The organism is Streptomyces sp. NPDC048734 (genome assembly GCF_043198675.1).
GTDB lineage: Bacteria > Actinomycetota > Actinomycetes > Streptomycetales > Streptomycetaceae > Streptomyces.
This window is the reverse complement of sequence record NZ_JBICUZ010000010.1, coordinates 43,100-56,899: the sequence shown is the minus strand read 5'-3', so window position 1 is coordinate 56,899 and position 13,800 is coordinate 43,100. Positions and strand designations below refer to the sequence as shown.

The 13,800-nt window shown below is 70.6% G+C and carries 18 protein-coding genes and 3 pseudogenes; 9 read left to right on the top strand and 12 right to left on the bottom strand.

All coding sequences use genetic code 11. The features are described from left to right. Window position 1 precedes the first annotated feature (1 nt). Complete coding sequence (locus ACGFQC_RS24795; protein ID WP_363091735.1) at window positions 2–187, top strand: hypothetical protein; 186 nt, start codon at window positions 2–4, stop codon at window positions 185–187. Window positions 188–320: 133 nt separating this feature from the next. On the opposite strand, the gene ACGFQC_RS24790 is transcribed toward ACGFQC_RS24795, so the two are convergent. Both ACGFQC_RS24790 and ACGFQC_RS24785 read right to left on the bottom strand, forming a co-directional pair. Further along, on the bottom strand, window positions 321–698 hold the full coding sequence (locus tag ACGFQC_RS24790; RefSeq protein WP_363091736.1) for a toxin Doc: 378 nt from the start codon (window positions 696–698) through the stop codon (window positions 321–323). Further along, the gene (locus ACGFQC_RS24785) at window positions 698–937 is read right to left on the bottom strand and encodes a hypothetical protein (protein ID WP_363091737.1); all 240 of its coding nucleotides are present in this window, start codon (window positions 935–937) and stop codon (window positions 698–700) included. Before ACGFQC_RS24785 ends, ACGFQC_RS24790 begins: the two co-directional genes overlap by 1 nt. Before the next feature lie 260 nt (window positions 938–1,197). Between ACGFQC_RS24785 and ACGFQC_RS24780 the strand changes: the two genes are divergently transcribed. The 4 genes from ACGFQC_RS24780 (at window position 1,198) to ACGFQC_RS24765 (ending at window position 3,603) form a co-directional block, all read left to right on the top strand. Beyond that, window positions 1,198–1,437 (top strand): hypothetical protein, encoded by a 240-nt coding sequence (locus ACGFQC_RS24780; RefSeq protein WP_363091738.1) that lies wholly within the window; start codon window positions 1,198–1,200, stop codon window positions 1,435–1,437. Window positions 1,438–1,562: 125 nt separating this feature from the next. After that, a complete protein-coding gene (locus ACGFQC_RS24775) occupies window positions 1,563–2,147 on the top strand; it encodes a GNAT family N-acetyltransferase (protein ID WP_363091739.1) in 585 nt (194 codons plus the stop codon). A 213-nt stretch (window positions 2,148–2,360) separates the two neighbouring features. Next, window positions 2,361–3,077, top strand: coding sequence for a DUF6283 family protein (locus ACGFQC_RS24770; RefSeq protein WP_363091740.1), 717 nt, complete (start codon window positions 2,361–2,363; stop codon window positions 3,075–3,077). Between the two features lie 202 nt (window positions 3,078–3,279). Further along, entirely contained in the window at window positions 3,280–3,603 is a 324-nt protein-coding gene (locus ACGFQC_RS24765) for a hypothetical protein (RefSeq protein ID WP_363091741.1), read from the top strand. Window positions 3,604–3,655: 52 nt separating this feature from the next. On the opposite strand, the gene ACGFQC_RS24760 is transcribed toward ACGFQC_RS24765, so the two are convergent. After that, window positions 3,656–4,093, bottom strand: a complete 438-nt coding sequence (locus ACGFQC_RS24760) for a DUF4259 domain-containing protein (RefSeq protein ID WP_363091784.1) — start codon at window positions 4,091–4,093, stop codon at window positions 3,656–3,658. A 122-nt stretch (window positions 4,094–4,215) separates the two neighbouring features. Next, window positions 4,216–4,389 (bottom strand): hypothetical protein, encoded by a 174-nt coding sequence (locus ACGFQC_RS24755; protein WP_363091742.1) that lies wholly within the window; start codon window positions 4,387–4,389, stop codon window positions 4,216–4,218. A gap of 183 nt (window positions 4,390–4,572) precedes the next feature. Between ACGFQC_RS24755 and ACGFQC_RS24750 the strand changes: the two genes are divergently transcribed. Beyond that, the gene (locus ACGFQC_RS24750; protein ID WP_363091743.1) at window positions 4,573–4,962 is read left to right on the top strand and encodes a hypothetical protein; all 390 of its coding nucleotides are present in this window, start codon (window positions 4,573–4,575) and stop codon (window positions 4,960–4,962) included. 46 nt (window positions 4,963–5,008) lie between these two features. On the opposite strand, the pseudogene ACGFQC_RS24745 reads toward ACGFQC_RS24750, so the two are convergent. Continuing rightward, window positions 5,009–5,689, bottom strand: a pseudogene (locus tag ACGFQC_RS24745) (IS630 family transposase); the annotation flags it as partial. A gap of 138 nt (window positions 5,690–5,827) precedes the next feature. Here ACGFQC_RS24745 and ACGFQC_RS24740 point away from each other — a divergent pair. Beyond that, on the top strand, window positions 5,828–6,637 hold the full coding sequence (locus ACGFQC_RS24740) for a leucine-rich repeat domain-containing protein (RefSeq protein WP_363091744.1): 810 nt from the start codon (window positions 5,828–5,830) through the stop codon (window positions 6,635–6,637). Window positions 6,638–6,754: 117 nt separating this feature from the next. Here the strand turns inward: ACGFQC_RS24740 and ACGFQC_RS24735 are convergent. The 5 genes and pseudogenes from ACGFQC_RS24735 to ACGFQC_RS24715 all read right to left on the bottom strand — a co-directional run. Then, window positions 6,755–7,171, bottom strand: a pseudogene (locus tag ACGFQC_RS24735) (transposase); the annotation flags it as partial. 398 nt (window positions 7,172–7,569) lie between these two features. Beyond that, window positions 7,570–7,767 (bottom strand): hypothetical protein, encoded by a 198-nt coding sequence (locus ACGFQC_RS24730; protein ID WP_393288661.1) that lies wholly within the window; start codon window positions 7,765–7,767, stop codon window positions 7,570–7,572. Beyond that, complete coding sequence (locus tag ACGFQC_RS24725) at window positions 7,764–8,057, bottom strand: transposase (RefSeq protein ID WP_363091746.1); 294 nt, start codon at window positions 8,055–8,057, stop codon at window positions 7,764–7,766. The genes ACGFQC_RS24730 and ACGFQC_RS24725 overlap by 4 nt, the downstream gene beginning before the upstream one ends. A gap of 88 nt (window positions 8,058–8,145) precedes the next feature. Next, a complete protein-coding gene (locus tag ACGFQC_RS24720; RefSeq protein WP_363091747.1) occupies window positions 8,146–8,715 on the bottom strand; it encodes a DUF6461 domain-containing protein in 570 nt (189 codons plus the stop codon). Window positions 8,716–8,957: 242 nt separating this feature from the next. Then, a pseudogene (locus ACGFQC_RS24715) lies at window positions 8,958–9,224 on the bottom strand (HNH endonuclease); the annotation flags it as partial. A gap of 252 nt (window positions 9,225–9,476) precedes the next feature. Here ACGFQC_RS24715 and ACGFQC_RS24710 point away from each other — a divergent pair. Further along, entirely contained in the window at window positions 9,477–9,980 is a 504-nt protein-coding gene (locus ACGFQC_RS24710) for an excalibur calcium-binding domain-containing protein (RefSeq protein ID WP_363091748.1), read from the top strand. Window positions 9,981–10,354: 374 nt separating this feature from the next. On the opposite strand, the gene ACGFQC_RS24705 is transcribed toward ACGFQC_RS24710, so the two are convergent. After that, window positions 10,355–11,017 carry an HNH endonuclease family protein gene (locus ACGFQC_RS24705; RefSeq protein WP_363091785.1) on the bottom strand — a complete coding sequence of 221 codons (663 nt, stop codon included), beginning with the start codon at window positions 11,015–11,017 and terminating at the stop codon, window positions 10,355–10,357. Window positions 11,018–11,650: 633 nt separating this feature from the next. On the opposite strand from ACGFQC_RS24705, the gene ACGFQC_RS24700 reads away from it, so the two are divergent. After that, complete coding sequence (locus ACGFQC_RS24700; RefSeq protein WP_363091749.1) at window positions 11,651–11,953, top strand: hypothetical protein; 303 nt, start codon at window positions 11,651–11,653, stop codon at window positions 11,951–11,953. A 477-nt stretch (window positions 11,954–12,430) separates the two neighbouring features. On the opposite strand, the gene ACGFQC_RS24695 is transcribed toward ACGFQC_RS24700, so the two are convergent. Continuing rightward, window positions 12,431–13,651 (bottom strand): NUDIX domain-containing protein, encoded by a 1,221-nt coding sequence (locus ACGFQC_RS24695; RefSeq protein WP_363091750.1) that lies wholly within the window; start codon window positions 13,649–13,651, stop codon window positions 12,431–12,433. Window positions 13,652–13,800 lie beyond the last annotated feature (149 nt).

The following is a 13,800-nucleotide window of genomic DNA, read 5'->3' as shown; positions in this document are numbered from 1 at the left end:
CATGTTCCAGGAGACTCCCGTCTTCGACCGCCTCGTCGCCGAGCGCGGCGACATTCCCGCCCAGGTGCGCGGCGAAGCCGACCGCATACACCGCGACCTCGCCCAGGCACTGCGCCGGACGCCCGACTCCCGGCCGGACACGCCGTCCAGCTTTTTCGACCCGAAAGTCCCTCCCGCCGTCCGGTAGGGCCTCAGACCCCCGGCACATCAGGTCTCCTCACCGGCCACGAGCCTGAAGGAGCCGACCTCGTCGCAGAAAAAGGGACGCCGCACCCCTGTCCGCCACAGCCCCCGGGGCGTCCGGCGCGCGGCGGCGTGGTTCAGATCCGCCAGGACCGCAGCGCGCCGGCGACGGCATAGACGCTCAGGCGGCTGTCGCGGACCTTGCGCACGAGGTCGGACAGCGCACCGTAGGGCGGATCGATGCCCTCGCCGCACTGGTCCATGTACTGCGCGGCGACGAACGCGGCGAAGAGACTGTTGCGGTGCGGCAGCGGCTCCAGGCGCACCAGGGTGTGCAGCAGCGCGGCCGCGCGCCAGGCGGTGTCCGGATCGGACGCCTCCAGCGTCGGCATTTTGGTCTTGTGCCGCGCGACGGCGGCCACCAGCGCCGAGTAGTCCGCCACCGTCACGTCTTCGTGCCCGAGGGCGGCCTCCTGGACGTCCAGCAGCCAGGCGACATCGATGTGCAGGATCATCAGGCGGCCGCAGTCCCGCCGCCGCGCCGGGCGGGCGGGATCTCGTCGGGGAACGCCTCGTCGAACTCGCCGCGCAGCCGGTCGGCCCAGGCGGTGGCGCCGGCCACGAACCGCTTGCGGTGCATCTCGCGCACACCGAGATCGTGCAGGTACTGCTTCAGGCTCTTGCCCTCGGCGGCGGCAGCAGCACGCACGCCCTCGAGTTCCTCGTCGGAGAAGGACACGTTCAGTGATGGCATCCACCCATGGTACCTAGTTGGTACCAACCCCCGCTAGTATTGCTCCGACCGTACGAATCGCGTATGGATGGCGAACATTTCGCCTGCGGAGTGCGTGCATGCGCGCCGGGGCGGCCCCTGGGTACGGTCCTGACCTACCTGGGAGCGACGGAAGCGGCCAGTCGGCCCAGAGCCCGGAAGCGGCCCGAAAGTCTCCCATGGCTCCGTAGGCTGCGGACGGTGCCGGATCCTCGCTGTTGCCTCCCCGCTCGGAAAGAGAGATGACCATGTTGGCTGTGGCGGAGCGGGTGCGCTCCCGTGTCCCGGGGGAGATCGAGATCGTGTGGCATGTGCCGGTGGATCCCGCCTCGTGCGACGGTGACTGCGACCTGCACGAGATCATGTGCGAGGACCCCGGCATCAGCGTGCCCGGCGGGAACCGCGAGGTGCCCGCCGACCTCACCGAGAAAGGCCAGCGCTGGTGCACCGCCTGCCGTGATGCCGTGCGGCAGACGGCATGAGCGCCCACCCCACCGGCCCGGCCACGCCCACCACCGCTACCCGCACGGACGACGCGCCTGCCACCCAGCCAGGCGGCGGTGCCGGCCGGCCGTGGGTACGTGCGCCCCGCGCAGCGGACCGGGACATGATCGCCAAACTGGCCCCGATGGCACTGGCCGCCGGGGAAGAGGAACACGACGCCTCGCAGTTCGCGTCCGCCGCCTGCGCGGACGGCGGCCGCATCCGCGTCCCCCACGGCACCGGCCGGGTACTGGTCGCCGAACTGCCCGACAGCCCGGAGCCGGCAGGTCTGCTCTACCTGCTGCCGCCCGTGCGCCTCATCACCGCCCACCAAGACCTCGGGCGATCCGTGCAGGCGCGGCTGGCCGCCGACCTGCGCGAGATCGAACTCGTCGCCGTCGCCGCCCCCGCCCGCCGCACGGGTGTGGGCAGCGCCCTGCTGGACGCCGCGCACGCCCTGGCCGCCGACGACCACGCCCGCGTCCTGCTCGCCAAGGTCGCCGCCCGCGATTTCCCGGTGCTGCGCTGGTGGCGCCACCGCGGCTACACCCTCGCCCGGCCCGGCCAGGACGTCCGCCTGCACCTGCAGCCTCCCGTCACCTGCCACGACGGCAACGACGGCTACCGCCTCGCCGTGCGCCCCCTGACCGGCACCGTCACCGTCACCGAGGACCGCCTGCTCCACGTCCGCCCCGGGAGGAACCCATGACGTCCGCGACCGCAGGCCAGGCCTGGCCGCTGCGCGTGCACGGCGGCCGCGTCGACCACCACGCCCGCCAGACGCAGCCGGGACGCTGGCAGATGGCCTGCCGCGCGCTGCCCGTGCGCGCGGACGACTTCGAACGGCCGCTGTGCGGCACCCCCTGCACCTCCTGCGCCCACGCTCTGGCCGAGGAAGCAGACCCGGGCGCGGCCGCGGCCCGTGCGCACGAGGCGGCCGTGCAGCGCCGGCGCACACGACCGGCGGGTACGCGCACGCCTTGCCGAGCTGGCGGCCCTGCGCGGCTGCACGCTCGAGGAGGTCCTCCAGCAGCTCAACACCCACCTGGCCGCCGGACGCACCCTCGTCCCCGAACCACCAGCCGGGCCCCGCCCGGAGCCCGCCCCGCGCGGCGCCGGCGCGCGGGTGGTGGCCCAACGGCCCGCCGACGACACCTGGGCCGTGACCGGCGTCGCCTACGACGGGCCGCCGGCCGCGCCCCGCCGCCCCTGCGGAGGCGAGGAACCCTGCCCCTGGCGCCGCGACGCACCCCCGGGCCAGTTCCCCGCACAGGCCTTCGTCCACTCCGCCCCCGGCAACCGCACCGGCGCACCGAACGGCCGCTTCGGCTGCCACTCCAGCACCCCCGCCCGCCCCCTGCTCTGCGCGGGCTGGCTCCTGGCCGGAGCCGACTCCAACGCCGACATCCTGGACCTGCTGCGCTCCGGCACCCTGCCCCTGCCCGACCTTCCCGACGGCACGACGGTGTACGGAAGTTACGCGGAGATGGCCATCGCCAACGGCGTCGACCCCGCCCTGCCCGCCCTCCACCCGCACACGGCACCGGCCGACGACGAGGAGGACTTCCTCCCCCTGAACGCCCTTGCCGACGCAGACGACGCAGGTGATGTGCCGCGCCCGGCGCGCGTCCAGAAGTGACCGCCGGGCGGTGTCCTCACATGCCATTCCACCGACGCCGGCCGTGGCCATCGGGCAGCGAGGTTCACCGGGAGACCGCTCAACAGCGGTAGCACCGTGAATGCACCGCACCTCGCCGCCCTCGTCCGAGCCGGGGCCCGCTGCGAACGCGGCCAACTGGGCGGGCATCCCACCACTGTTGCGGCATAGGCTCTGATCCACCATGACCGACCACCACATCTACGGCACCAGCACCCACACCGCCGACGAGCTGGTCCAGCTCGTCACCGACTGCCTCGGGCTGGTCTTCACCGAACGCGACAGCGACTACCGGGGCGTCTACCATCTCGCCGGCAGCCCTGACAGGCGGATCGAGATCCAGCCCAACCCGATCCCCGGCGACGACGGCGAAGACGGCCTCTACGCTCCGGAACACCCCGCGGCCCAGGTGCTGTTGCTCACCAGCAGCCGGACCCCGGACCACGCACTGCAGACCCGTCTGGGCTCCATCGAAGGGCTCACCCACCTCAACCACGAGGCAGCGTGAGCAGCTACTGATCCACACCTTTTGGCCATTGCTCTACCGCTGGGGTGTCCGGCTACAGATCGGACAGTGGATTTTTCTGGGGCACGGGTTCGGGTGCGAGGACAGCGCGGATGCGGCTGATGCTCTGCCGCCACGTCGGTCCATCGGGTGTTTCGTCCCAGAGCTCGGCGAGTTCGGACGCCTCGGCGACCACCCGGTCGAGGGCCTGAACCGCAAGCGGCCGAAGATCGTCGGTGAAGACCGGGAGGGCCTCGTCAGGCCCATAGCTTGTGCTGATCGGCTCACCCCCTGGGCACTGTGCCGCGATGAGAGCGGCGGCAGCGACAGCTTCTGCCCCTTCGGGGCTCTCGAGATAGTCCAGGGTATGGATGGTGCGGGTCAGCGTCACACGCATAACACTCTCGCGCTTGTCGTGGGCCGTCTCGTCCAGGGTGCAGGCGAAGTCTGCGGCCATGTCGTTCTCGAACGGGCCGATGTCCCAGGTGCCCATGGTGATCTCCTCACGCCAACGGGCGGTGATCATCGCATCGGCCACTGACAGCGACGTTGTGAGACGAGCAGAACACGCTTCTGCAGGAGCACGAAGCCAGACGTGACCACCGGGCCGTGTCCTCACACGCCCTCCTGCGGGCAACGGCCATGACCGTCACGCAGCGCGGTGAGCCGGGAATCCGCCGCAGTGGCCGGCAGCTCATGCACGACCAGCCGCGACTGCCACCTCGCGAACACGCTGCGCAGCGCCCAGGCCTGAAGGGTGCGGGCAGCGAAGACACCCTGCTTGTCCACGTGGACGCGCGGTGCACGACCGGCAGAGCTGAACGCCGTCTCACCCGCCACCGACCTGCGTCGCGCTACTGCTGTGACCGCGAAGGTTCACCGGGTCCGGGCGGTCAGGGTGAACTCGAGTTGGGATGGCCTGGTCGGTGGTGTAGCAGACTGTCGTGCCCCCGGCTCTGCGACGATTGTTGAGTGAGCAAGCAAGAGTGGGACACATTGACCAAGTCTGAAGAAGCCTTCATGGTCAATTCCTACGAGATCGACATCCTGCCTGGTGTCTGGGGCGATCTCGACGAAGCCGACCAGTCCCGACCGGTCTCCGAGCTGGCGGGAATTTTGCTCGCTCTCATCGACCGTGGATGGATCGAGGTCCGCCGACTAGCGCCGTGGACCTCCCCCTCCGGGGAGGCCGGCTTCCAGCCCGGCGAACTGGTGCCTCGTGATCAGCTTCCGGCGATTCTCGAAGACGCGGCCAACTGGGAGTATCCCGAAGACGGGAACTGGATCGGCACGTTGACCCTGGTCGAGACCGAAGCGGGAAAGAAGATCACTCGTCTTTCGCCCGAGGAGATGGCCGAGTAGGCCGTCATCGCGGGAAGCCTCAGGCCGCGGCCAACGGTCGGCCGCCCTAGCGCAGGCCCTTCTCGCTGCGGATGCGGGCTCGTTCGCGGCGTTGGGCGGCCAGGAGGTCGGGATGGCGGGCGTTGGCATTGCGCCAGCGCAGATGACGGTGCAGCTCGCGAGTCTGAACGGTGTGGTTGGGGTAGTTCGAGTTGGCCAGGGTGAACTGCCGCAGCGGCCCGAAGTGCGCCTCGATCGGATTGGCCCAGGAGGCGTTCGTCGGGGTGAAACACAGCTCGACGTTGTTCTTCCACGCCCACCGGCGGATCTTGGCGCCCTTGTGAGCGGAGAGGTTGTCCATGATCACGTAGATCGGGGCGCCGTCGGGGCGGGCGGCGCGGATGGACCTGAGCGCTGCCAGGCTGTTGGTGGTGCCCTTGCGCCGGCGGTTGACACCCCAGAGGGTGTCGTCGCCGATGGAGTAGCAGCCGTGGAAGTAGGTCACGCCGTGGGTGCGGTGGTAGGTCGCCGGGACCCGGTCGGGCCGGCCCTGCTCGGCCCAGCAGGATCCGCCTGTCGGGCGTATGCCGAGCGGCCCGAACTCGTCGAACGCGAAAACGCGGTCAGGGAAATGGTCTATGACGTGCTCGATCCGGTCCAGCTTGGCATCGCGATCAGGATCGGTGGACTCTTTCCAGGTCTTGGTCCGCTGGAAGGTGACGCCGCGTCGGGCGAGCAGGCAGCGCAGGGTATGGAACTCCACATAATTCCCCATCACCAGCATCAGGTTCCCCAGCCAAACGTTCGAGCACGGGGGTGGGTGTCGTCTGTGCTCCCGTCCGGATAATCCTGAGACGGCCTGCAGCAACCTCCGTATCTTGGCGCCATGACGGACGAGGCAGAGCCGGGGCTTAATGTGAACCGCTGGGGCGACACATCGGACCCGGCCCCGGAGCGGCGGGGTCCCCGCCAGGACGCGTGCTCGTGCTTCGACCAGTCCAGGCCGCATCCGCGCGCCCGAGTCGGATTCCATGCCGAACGGCAGGACACCTCAGCTTCAGGCTGGTGCCACCTGCTGGAGCTGATCGACGAGGCCGCCGCCGACGAGCGCGAGGAGTTTCGCCCCCTAACCGGGCTCAGCCCGGAAGAGCGGCGGCAGATCATCACCCTGCCACCGAGCATCGCCCAGCTGACGGCGGTCAAGCACCTCGTGCTCTACGGCAGCAATCTGGTCCGGATCCCGCCCGAGATCGGGGCCATGACCAGCCTGGAGGAGTTCACCCCCTACACCTCTTACCGGCTGCACTGGTTCCCCTACGAGATCACCCGGTGTCGGAAGCTGACCCGCAGCACGGTGAGCACGCGCGCGTTGTTCGGCAACTACAAGCTGCGACCGCCGTTCCCACGGCTACAGCCTTCCCTGGACTCCGTTGCGGACCTCGATCCGGGAAACCTGAATCCCCGAAAGTGGGGCGCACCGGCCATCCGCAGTTGCAGTGTCTGCGACCGCCCGATCGAACAGCGCGGACTCCATCAGGTGTGGATCTCACTGCGCGTGGCCACTGACGTACTACCCCTGCTGGTCAACGCTTGCTCGGCGGCGTGTGTCGCCGCACTGCCCGGCGGTGCTCGCGACTACATCCCCACACCCCACAAAGGCGGCCGAGTAGACCAGCCGGCGTCCGACTGGGACTGATCAACCGAACCTCGCCTCCCCCGGTCGGTCGAGAAACGACCACGATGGTGTGACGACGGGCCGAACGTCTGGGCGGGGAAGCTGACGCTCGCGATGGGGAAATACATGACCGTCGACACGCAGGGCCTCGCGGCCGATGCGGATCACCCGCCCGTGCACTCTGCGCAGGTATGCGGCGAGCTTGCGGATCGACCAGCGGGTGAAGGGCTGGGCGAGCTTGGCCGGGCGGGTGGTGGCCGTCTGAACGACAAAATCCTCATCCTCAGGACTGAGTTGGCGGGGACGGCCTCCCGCCCACTGAGGGTTCAGACAGGCCAGGCCGATCTCGTTGAAGCGGTGAATGACGTCGCGCACAGTGTCCTCGTCGGCCGCCACCAGCTGGGCGATCACCGGCACGCGATTCCCGCCGGCCGAGGCCAACAGCATCATCGCCCGCCGGTAGCGCACCGAGCTGGTGCTGCTCCGCCGCACGATCTGCTGCAGCCGCTGCCCCTCCTGGTCGGTCAGTCTGCAGACTTTGACCGGCTCTGCCACCACGCCTCCATGCACCAGACCGGATGTGTCCCCACATCCAACCGGCCCACGGCCCCTCACCGCCGAGCACAACCCGGTGAACCATCCCGGTCAGAGCACTAGCCTCCCGCCTGGTGCTGATTTTGGAATCGTCCACGGTAAACGCGGACGGAGCGTGCCGGGCACCGCTTGCTGAACCTCGCCCAGCTCGGCCAGCACGCCCTACCCGGCCTCGTTGAGCACCACCTCCGCACCGGCCCATACGCCGCCGTCGCGCCAGGCGGAGAGCTACGGCACGTCCGCAGTCGCAGCGTGCTCGCAGCCGCCATGCCATAGCGGTTCGCGACCCGGTGGATCAGTGACGCGGTCAGCTCCCCGGCCAGCGGCACCGTCCGCAACGCCCCTGCTGCCGCCGATCCCTACTCGGGCTCGTCGCGATGCGCGTCGAACAGGGCGTTGGCCCGGTATGCCTCGGCGAGCTCGGAGCCGGTGACCGGTGAGGCCGGCCACCGGTAGCAGGACTGGCGGGCCGGGCCGAGCACCCGGCACGTCATCGCTACCGGTACGCGGCCAGGGGCAGCGGCGGCGGCCGGCTCGCGGACGAGCGGGTACATCATTTTGACGGCAGGTTCGCCTGTGACAGATACGCCGCAGCCCTCCGCAGAACCCCGTTCTCCTGCCCCAGCAGCCGGATGCGCTTGCGGGCCTCGCGCAGTTCGGCCGACTCACCCGACGCTGCTGCCGGCGTGGCGCCCTCATCGGTGTCGGCACGGCGCAGCCACTTCGACAGCGTGATCGGGTGGGCGCCGAAGTCGGCGGCGATCTGTTCCGGCGTGACACCGGGCTCACGGGTGCGCGCGACCGGCACGACGTCCTCGCGGAACTCCTTCGGACACGGCTTGGGCACTGCGACATCCTTCCGGGCCGCCTCTCAGCAAACCAGGTCAGGTGTCACCCAACCCCTGCAGCAGTCCCGTGCAGCTGCCGCCGGCCGTTCAGGCCAGCCGAACCGGCACCACCACGGTCGGCAGCGGCCCAGCAACCACCTCTGGCTCCACCGCCAGGCCGAACTCGTCTTCCACCGCGTCCAGGGCTGCGAGCGCGTCATCGAAGTCGTCCTCGGTCTCGTCCTCCTGGAAGAAGCCCGCTCGCTCCAGAGCCCGGTTGAGACGGTCAGGGGCCGGACCGCTCGCAGGCTCGAACATCCACGTGCTGCACCTCGCGAGGACCTCCCCGCCGCGGACATGGGCTATGCGTGTGGTCGAACCGATGAGAGACCACACACTGATCGCCTCAGTGCCTTCAGACAGCCGCTTGAGCACCGGAGCCTTCTGGGCGACACCGCTCTGCCCGTTCGCATCGAAAAGATACGCCCACTCGGATTCGGAGGGGCAGTACAGGCGCACGGCCCAGTCGTCCAGGCCCAGGTGCTTGGCCACATTGTCGATCCGGTACTTCGGCAAGCTCCCCCGGTCAACCACGCCAAGCCGATCCAGCACCTCGTCCAGGGTCAGCCCGCGGACCGCTGTCACGCAGAATTCCTCACTGCCCAGAACCTCGGACAAGCGCCCCAAGAATTCCTCCCACTGCGCGTCCGCGTACCGAAACCGGCAACGACGTTACGGCACCCCGTGAAGCGCCGGGGTGGTGGTCCGCACCCGCGCACGACGACCAGGCCGGAGAAGATCTGGAACCCTGCGAGAAGCTGCCTGATCTGCCCGATTTTCTGTGGACACGGCCGACGAGGATCGACAGGCTCTGCTTGTTCGGCGCGATGCGTCCGGCCGGGCCGGCGCGTGAGCCGCCCCTACGCCGCGGGGGTGTAGGTGACGGTGGTGTCGCCGCAGCCGTCGGCGAGTTCGGTGAGCCGGTCGTGTTCGGTCTGGTCGGTGGTGAGGTTCCAGCGCAGTTTCGTCGCGGTCCATTCGGCCACGTACCGGCACACCGCATCCGGGGCCGGGGGCAGCCACCCGGCGGGGTCCTGGTCGGCCTTGCTGCGGTTGGAGCGGGCGGTGACGGCGATGAGGCCGCTTTGCTGGCCGAGGTCATTGGCGTAGGCCTCGCGCCGCGCGGCGACCGCGTCGGCCAGCTTCCCGAAGCCCACACGCAGCTGGTCGCCGTCCTCTTCGACGGCGGCTGGACGACCGAGAACGCCATCCCTGCCGCCCTCGCGTAGCACTCCTTGGGGAAATCACGCCGGATGCGGCGCGGACCGGCCGGACGGTGCGGCAGCCCGCCTTGGTGACTGGCGGCTCCACGGCGCCGAGATGCGTGCTGGTGGAGCAGGTGGTGCACTCGGAAGCGGGGCCGGTCGGCTGGAGGCGCGATGGCTGGCAGCGCAAGACGTGGTGGTCCGCTGTGGCGCGCGAGACGACGCTGGGCGCGCACCGGGCTGTTCGGCCGGGCTGCGACTGTCGTGCTGGGGCTGCTGGCTGCATTCATCGTGCTCGGCGGGGTGCTCGGAGCATGCGGAGCCGGTAACGACGAGCCCACAAAGCCCGCACCGGCCAGCAGCACGGAAACGTCCACGCCTTCGGCGTCCGACGTGCCGGAGCGGCCGGGCCCGGCCACCGAGCCGCCACCGCCGACGGCAACGGTCACGCAGTCCGAGACGGTCACAGAACAGGCGCCGCCTCCCACGGCAACGGTCACGGAGGAGGTGACGACGCAGCCGCCCGCGAACACAGCCGGTGCGGATGTCTACTACGACAATTGCGACGAGGCACGGGACGCGGGCGCCGCGCCGGTACACGCCGGCGAGCCCGGATACGGGCCGCACCTGGACCGTGACGGCGACGGCGTCGCGTGCGAGCCCTACGGGGGTCACTGACCGCTGCCGGAGCACGGACGCCGTCGCCTGGCACCCCCGCGTGCGAAGGGCGCAACCGAGTTCTCTGCAAGGGCCGTCGGCATCACGCGACGACCGAAGAACACCACCGAGGCCATCCGTCCCGATCCGGCCCTGATCCGGTGAGATCCCCTGCCCGGACAGCACCGGCTCTTCGCGTCGTCCCCGGCCTGCCGGGCCTGACGCCGTCCACCGCCCCGGACGAGCCGGCTACGCCACCGGCGAGAGACGGGGGTGGCAGCCCGGCCAGGAGAGCGACGGCGATGCCCGCCACGGTGGTTCTCGCGCTGCGACGGCCGGCATCCGCAAGCCAGCCACACCCCGCGACCGCCAAGTGCCCCACGTGAGCCGGCACCCTACTCGGCGGGGGTGTAGGTGATGGTGGTGTCGCCGCAGCCGGTGGTGAGTTCGGTGAGCTTGTCGCGTTCGCTCTGGTCGGCGGTGAGGTCCCAGCGCAGTTTCGTTGCGGTCCATTCGGCCACGTACCGGCACACCGCGTCCGGGGCCGAGGGCAGCCACCCGGCGGGGTCCTGGTCGGCCTTGCTGCGGTTGGAGCGGGCGGTGACGGCGACGAGACTGCTCTCCTGGCCAAGATCGTTGGCGTAGGCCTCGCGCCGGGCAGCGGTCCAGGCGAAGGCGCCGGAGTCCCAGGCCTCGGCGAGGGGCACCATGTGGTCGATGTCGAGACCGGAGGCGTCGGTGACGGTGACCTCGTCGTAGTAGGAGAACCAGCTGCCGCCGGTCAATGCGCAGCGGGCGCCGACGGCGGGGGCGGTGACGGCCTCGGCGAGGAGGACCTCGCCGCGGGTGGTGCACCCGTCGGTGGGGTCGGCGCCGGAGTTCCAGTGGCGGAAGGCGTCACGGGTGTAGCCGTCACGGGACTCGCCGACGAGGGGCAGAGCGGTGACGGCGTCGGTGAGCGGCAGCACGACGGGCTCGGCGGCCACCGCGTACGCAGGGCTGGTGGTGAGTGACGTCAGGGCGAGACAGGAGGCGGCGAGAGCGCGCGCGAGGATCATGGTCACGGAACGTGGATAGCGGCCTGCACGGGGAGTGTGGGCCGGGTTCGGCCCGCGGATCATCCACGAGGGTGACCGCGTTCACCCGAGTCGCTCATCGTCTCTTCACGCCGGCGTCGGCGATACGGTGGGGCGGCTTGTTCGGGTCGCTGTCGGCGGCCTTGGATACCGTGCCCGTGTGAACGGACCGAACACGCCGCCCGGACCTGGCGCCGTGCTGCCCCTGCTGACATCCCCGAAGACGTGGTGGCCTTCTTCGCGGGTGTCGCAGACCTCGATGCGACCGCCCCGGCCTCTCCTGCGCGGGAGGACGGGGTCCGGCTCGTGGAGCTTTCCCCAGGACCGGTGGCCGCGGCCTGTCGTGTCCTGGGAAACGACGGCGATCGGCTCGATCCCCTCTTCGCCGCCGCTCCCGCCCGCGGCTGCGGCATGGGGGGAACGCGTTCATGGCCGCAGTGACGGCAATGCTTGACGAACTCCGGGCCTTGGTCCCGCTGACCGTCGAGGGCGCGGCGGAGAAGTTCGCCGCCCAGGAGTGGACGCCCGGCGGCAAGCCCCGCGACGGCGTGGAGACGTCCTGGCGCAAAGACGGCATCCGGGGATGGACCCAAAAATTCCGTAGCGGAGCCGTCCGTGCCTCGTTCGCCGTCTGGATCCGCGACGTCGACGAAGTCCGGCTACTTCGACGACCTGGACGCCGTCTACGAGCAGGGCGAGCAGGAACTGGCCGCCTTCCTCCCCGAGATCGAAAACTCCCCCCTCGCCGGCCACCTCGCCCAGACCGACCTGACGGATGCGGGCAAGGACGAGTTCATCGCGGCCCACAAGTGGATCCTCGACGGACGGACCCTGACCGCCGGTGTCGTCCAGCAGGACACCGATCTCCCCGTGATGGTCGTGGTCGTCCTGGAGGAACCCGCGCCCGCCTCGGCGTGATCCTGCTTCCCCGACAGCCCGAGGTGCCGGTACGCCTCATCCGTCACCAGATCCTGGCTCCGGGCTGCCTCCGCCCTGCGTGAGGAAACCGGCCCGGGTGCCCGCGCCGGAACCGAGATCATCGCCTGCCGCACAGACGCTCCCGCGCTGCGGGCGGTGCCGAAGCGGGGCTGCGCCCTGGTGCGCCTGGAAGACGCGGCGAGCATGCCGGCTGTGGCGGGGCGCGTGCACTTCTGCACCCTTGAAGGGAGGGGCCGAGATCGTGTGGCAGATGCCGGTGGATCCCGCATCGTGCGACGGCGACGGCGACCTGCACGACATGGCGTGTGTGGAGCCCGGCATCGGCGTGCCCGGCCAGGCCGAAGTCGCGCCGGCGTTCGGTCAGCTGAGGGCTGCCATACCTGTCCCGCGTCGAGTCGGCAGGCCCGGAACGCGCAGAAGGCGCCCGTCGACGCCTGCGCACCGGGCGACGGGCATCTATGTCCCGGCCTGACCGGTGATGTCCTGACCGGCGTCGTGCGGCTTCGTGAAGGGGGTGAAGTGTGCGGGCGGGTGGTCGATGGGCAGGTCGGGGCGCCAGGCGGTGAGGATCTGGGCGCTGCATTCGAACAGGTTCGGCGGCAGCGCGTCCAGCGGCCACCACCTCCAGTCGCCGACCGGCTCGTCCGGCTGGCCGGCGGGCTCGCCGCTCCACCGCGTGACGAGCGCGCCGAACGTGATCCGCACGACGTCGCCGACCTGGTCCAGGAGCATGCCCAACAGGCGCACATCGGCCGGGTCCGCGTGCAGGCCGCTCTCCTCGGCCAGTTCCCGCACGACCGTCTCCTGAAGCGACTCGCCCGGCTCCACCGTGCCGCCGGGCAGCTCGAGAGTTCCTCGTCGGTGGCGGCCGAGCAGCAGACCGTCCGCTCCCACCAGCACCGCGCCGACACCGGCCGCCGCGTGAGCGACGGGCGGCCGGGCGGTACGGGGACGAGAGGAGATGCGGGCCGGCCTGCGGACCTGGAAGAGCCGGTAGGAGGCCTGGTTGCCCTCCTCAGGTGCGTCCAGCACGGTGACCTCCTCGGTGCGCAGCCCGTGCTGCGCGAGCAGGTCCGTCCACAGCTGAGTGGTGAGCACCCACATCTGCCCGCTCAGCTCGCCGCCGCCGGCCAGGCGCAGGATCTCCGGGCGCGACGTCGCCTGCGACGAAGGGCCTTCTCCGGCCGAGTTGGTGTGCAGCACGGTGAAGTACAGCCGTCCGCCGGGCCGCAGGGCCGCAGCCAGAGCGGGCAGCAGCCGGTGCGGGTCGATGAAGTGGACGGCGGACAGGGAGTAGATCACGTCGTACGGCGCCGAAGCGCGCAGATGCCCGACGGCGTCGGCCTGGACCAACCTCAGGCCGGGCAGATCGCCGTAGCGTGCCCGGGCGCGCTCGATCTGCGTCGGGGAGAGGTCGACGGCGTCCACGACCGCGTGACGGGTGCGGGAGAGGTGAGCGGCGTGCCGGCCCGGGCCGCAGCCCAGGTCGAGCACGCGCAGGCCCCGCAGGTCGCCGAGGACAGCGTCTCCCGGCCCTGTTCCCGCCGGGCCCCAGGCGATCTCGTCCACCTCGGGCAGGGGCGTGGCCCGGGCGAGGTGGTGCGCTCCGTAGGTGTGCCACATCGCGGCGTTGACCTGCTCGGCCTCGGCCCCACCGGGTGTTTCGGGTGCCGTCATCGCGTCCCCTCCTCGGGCCCGTCGCCGGGCCGCCTCGTCATATCGTCCCGCTCGCCACCGGGCGCTGTCCCGGTCTCCGGCTTCCTGCCCAGCCTCCCGCGGTCCTGACGGTCACCGGCCACTCCAGCCGGTTTTCCGGCGATCCCCGC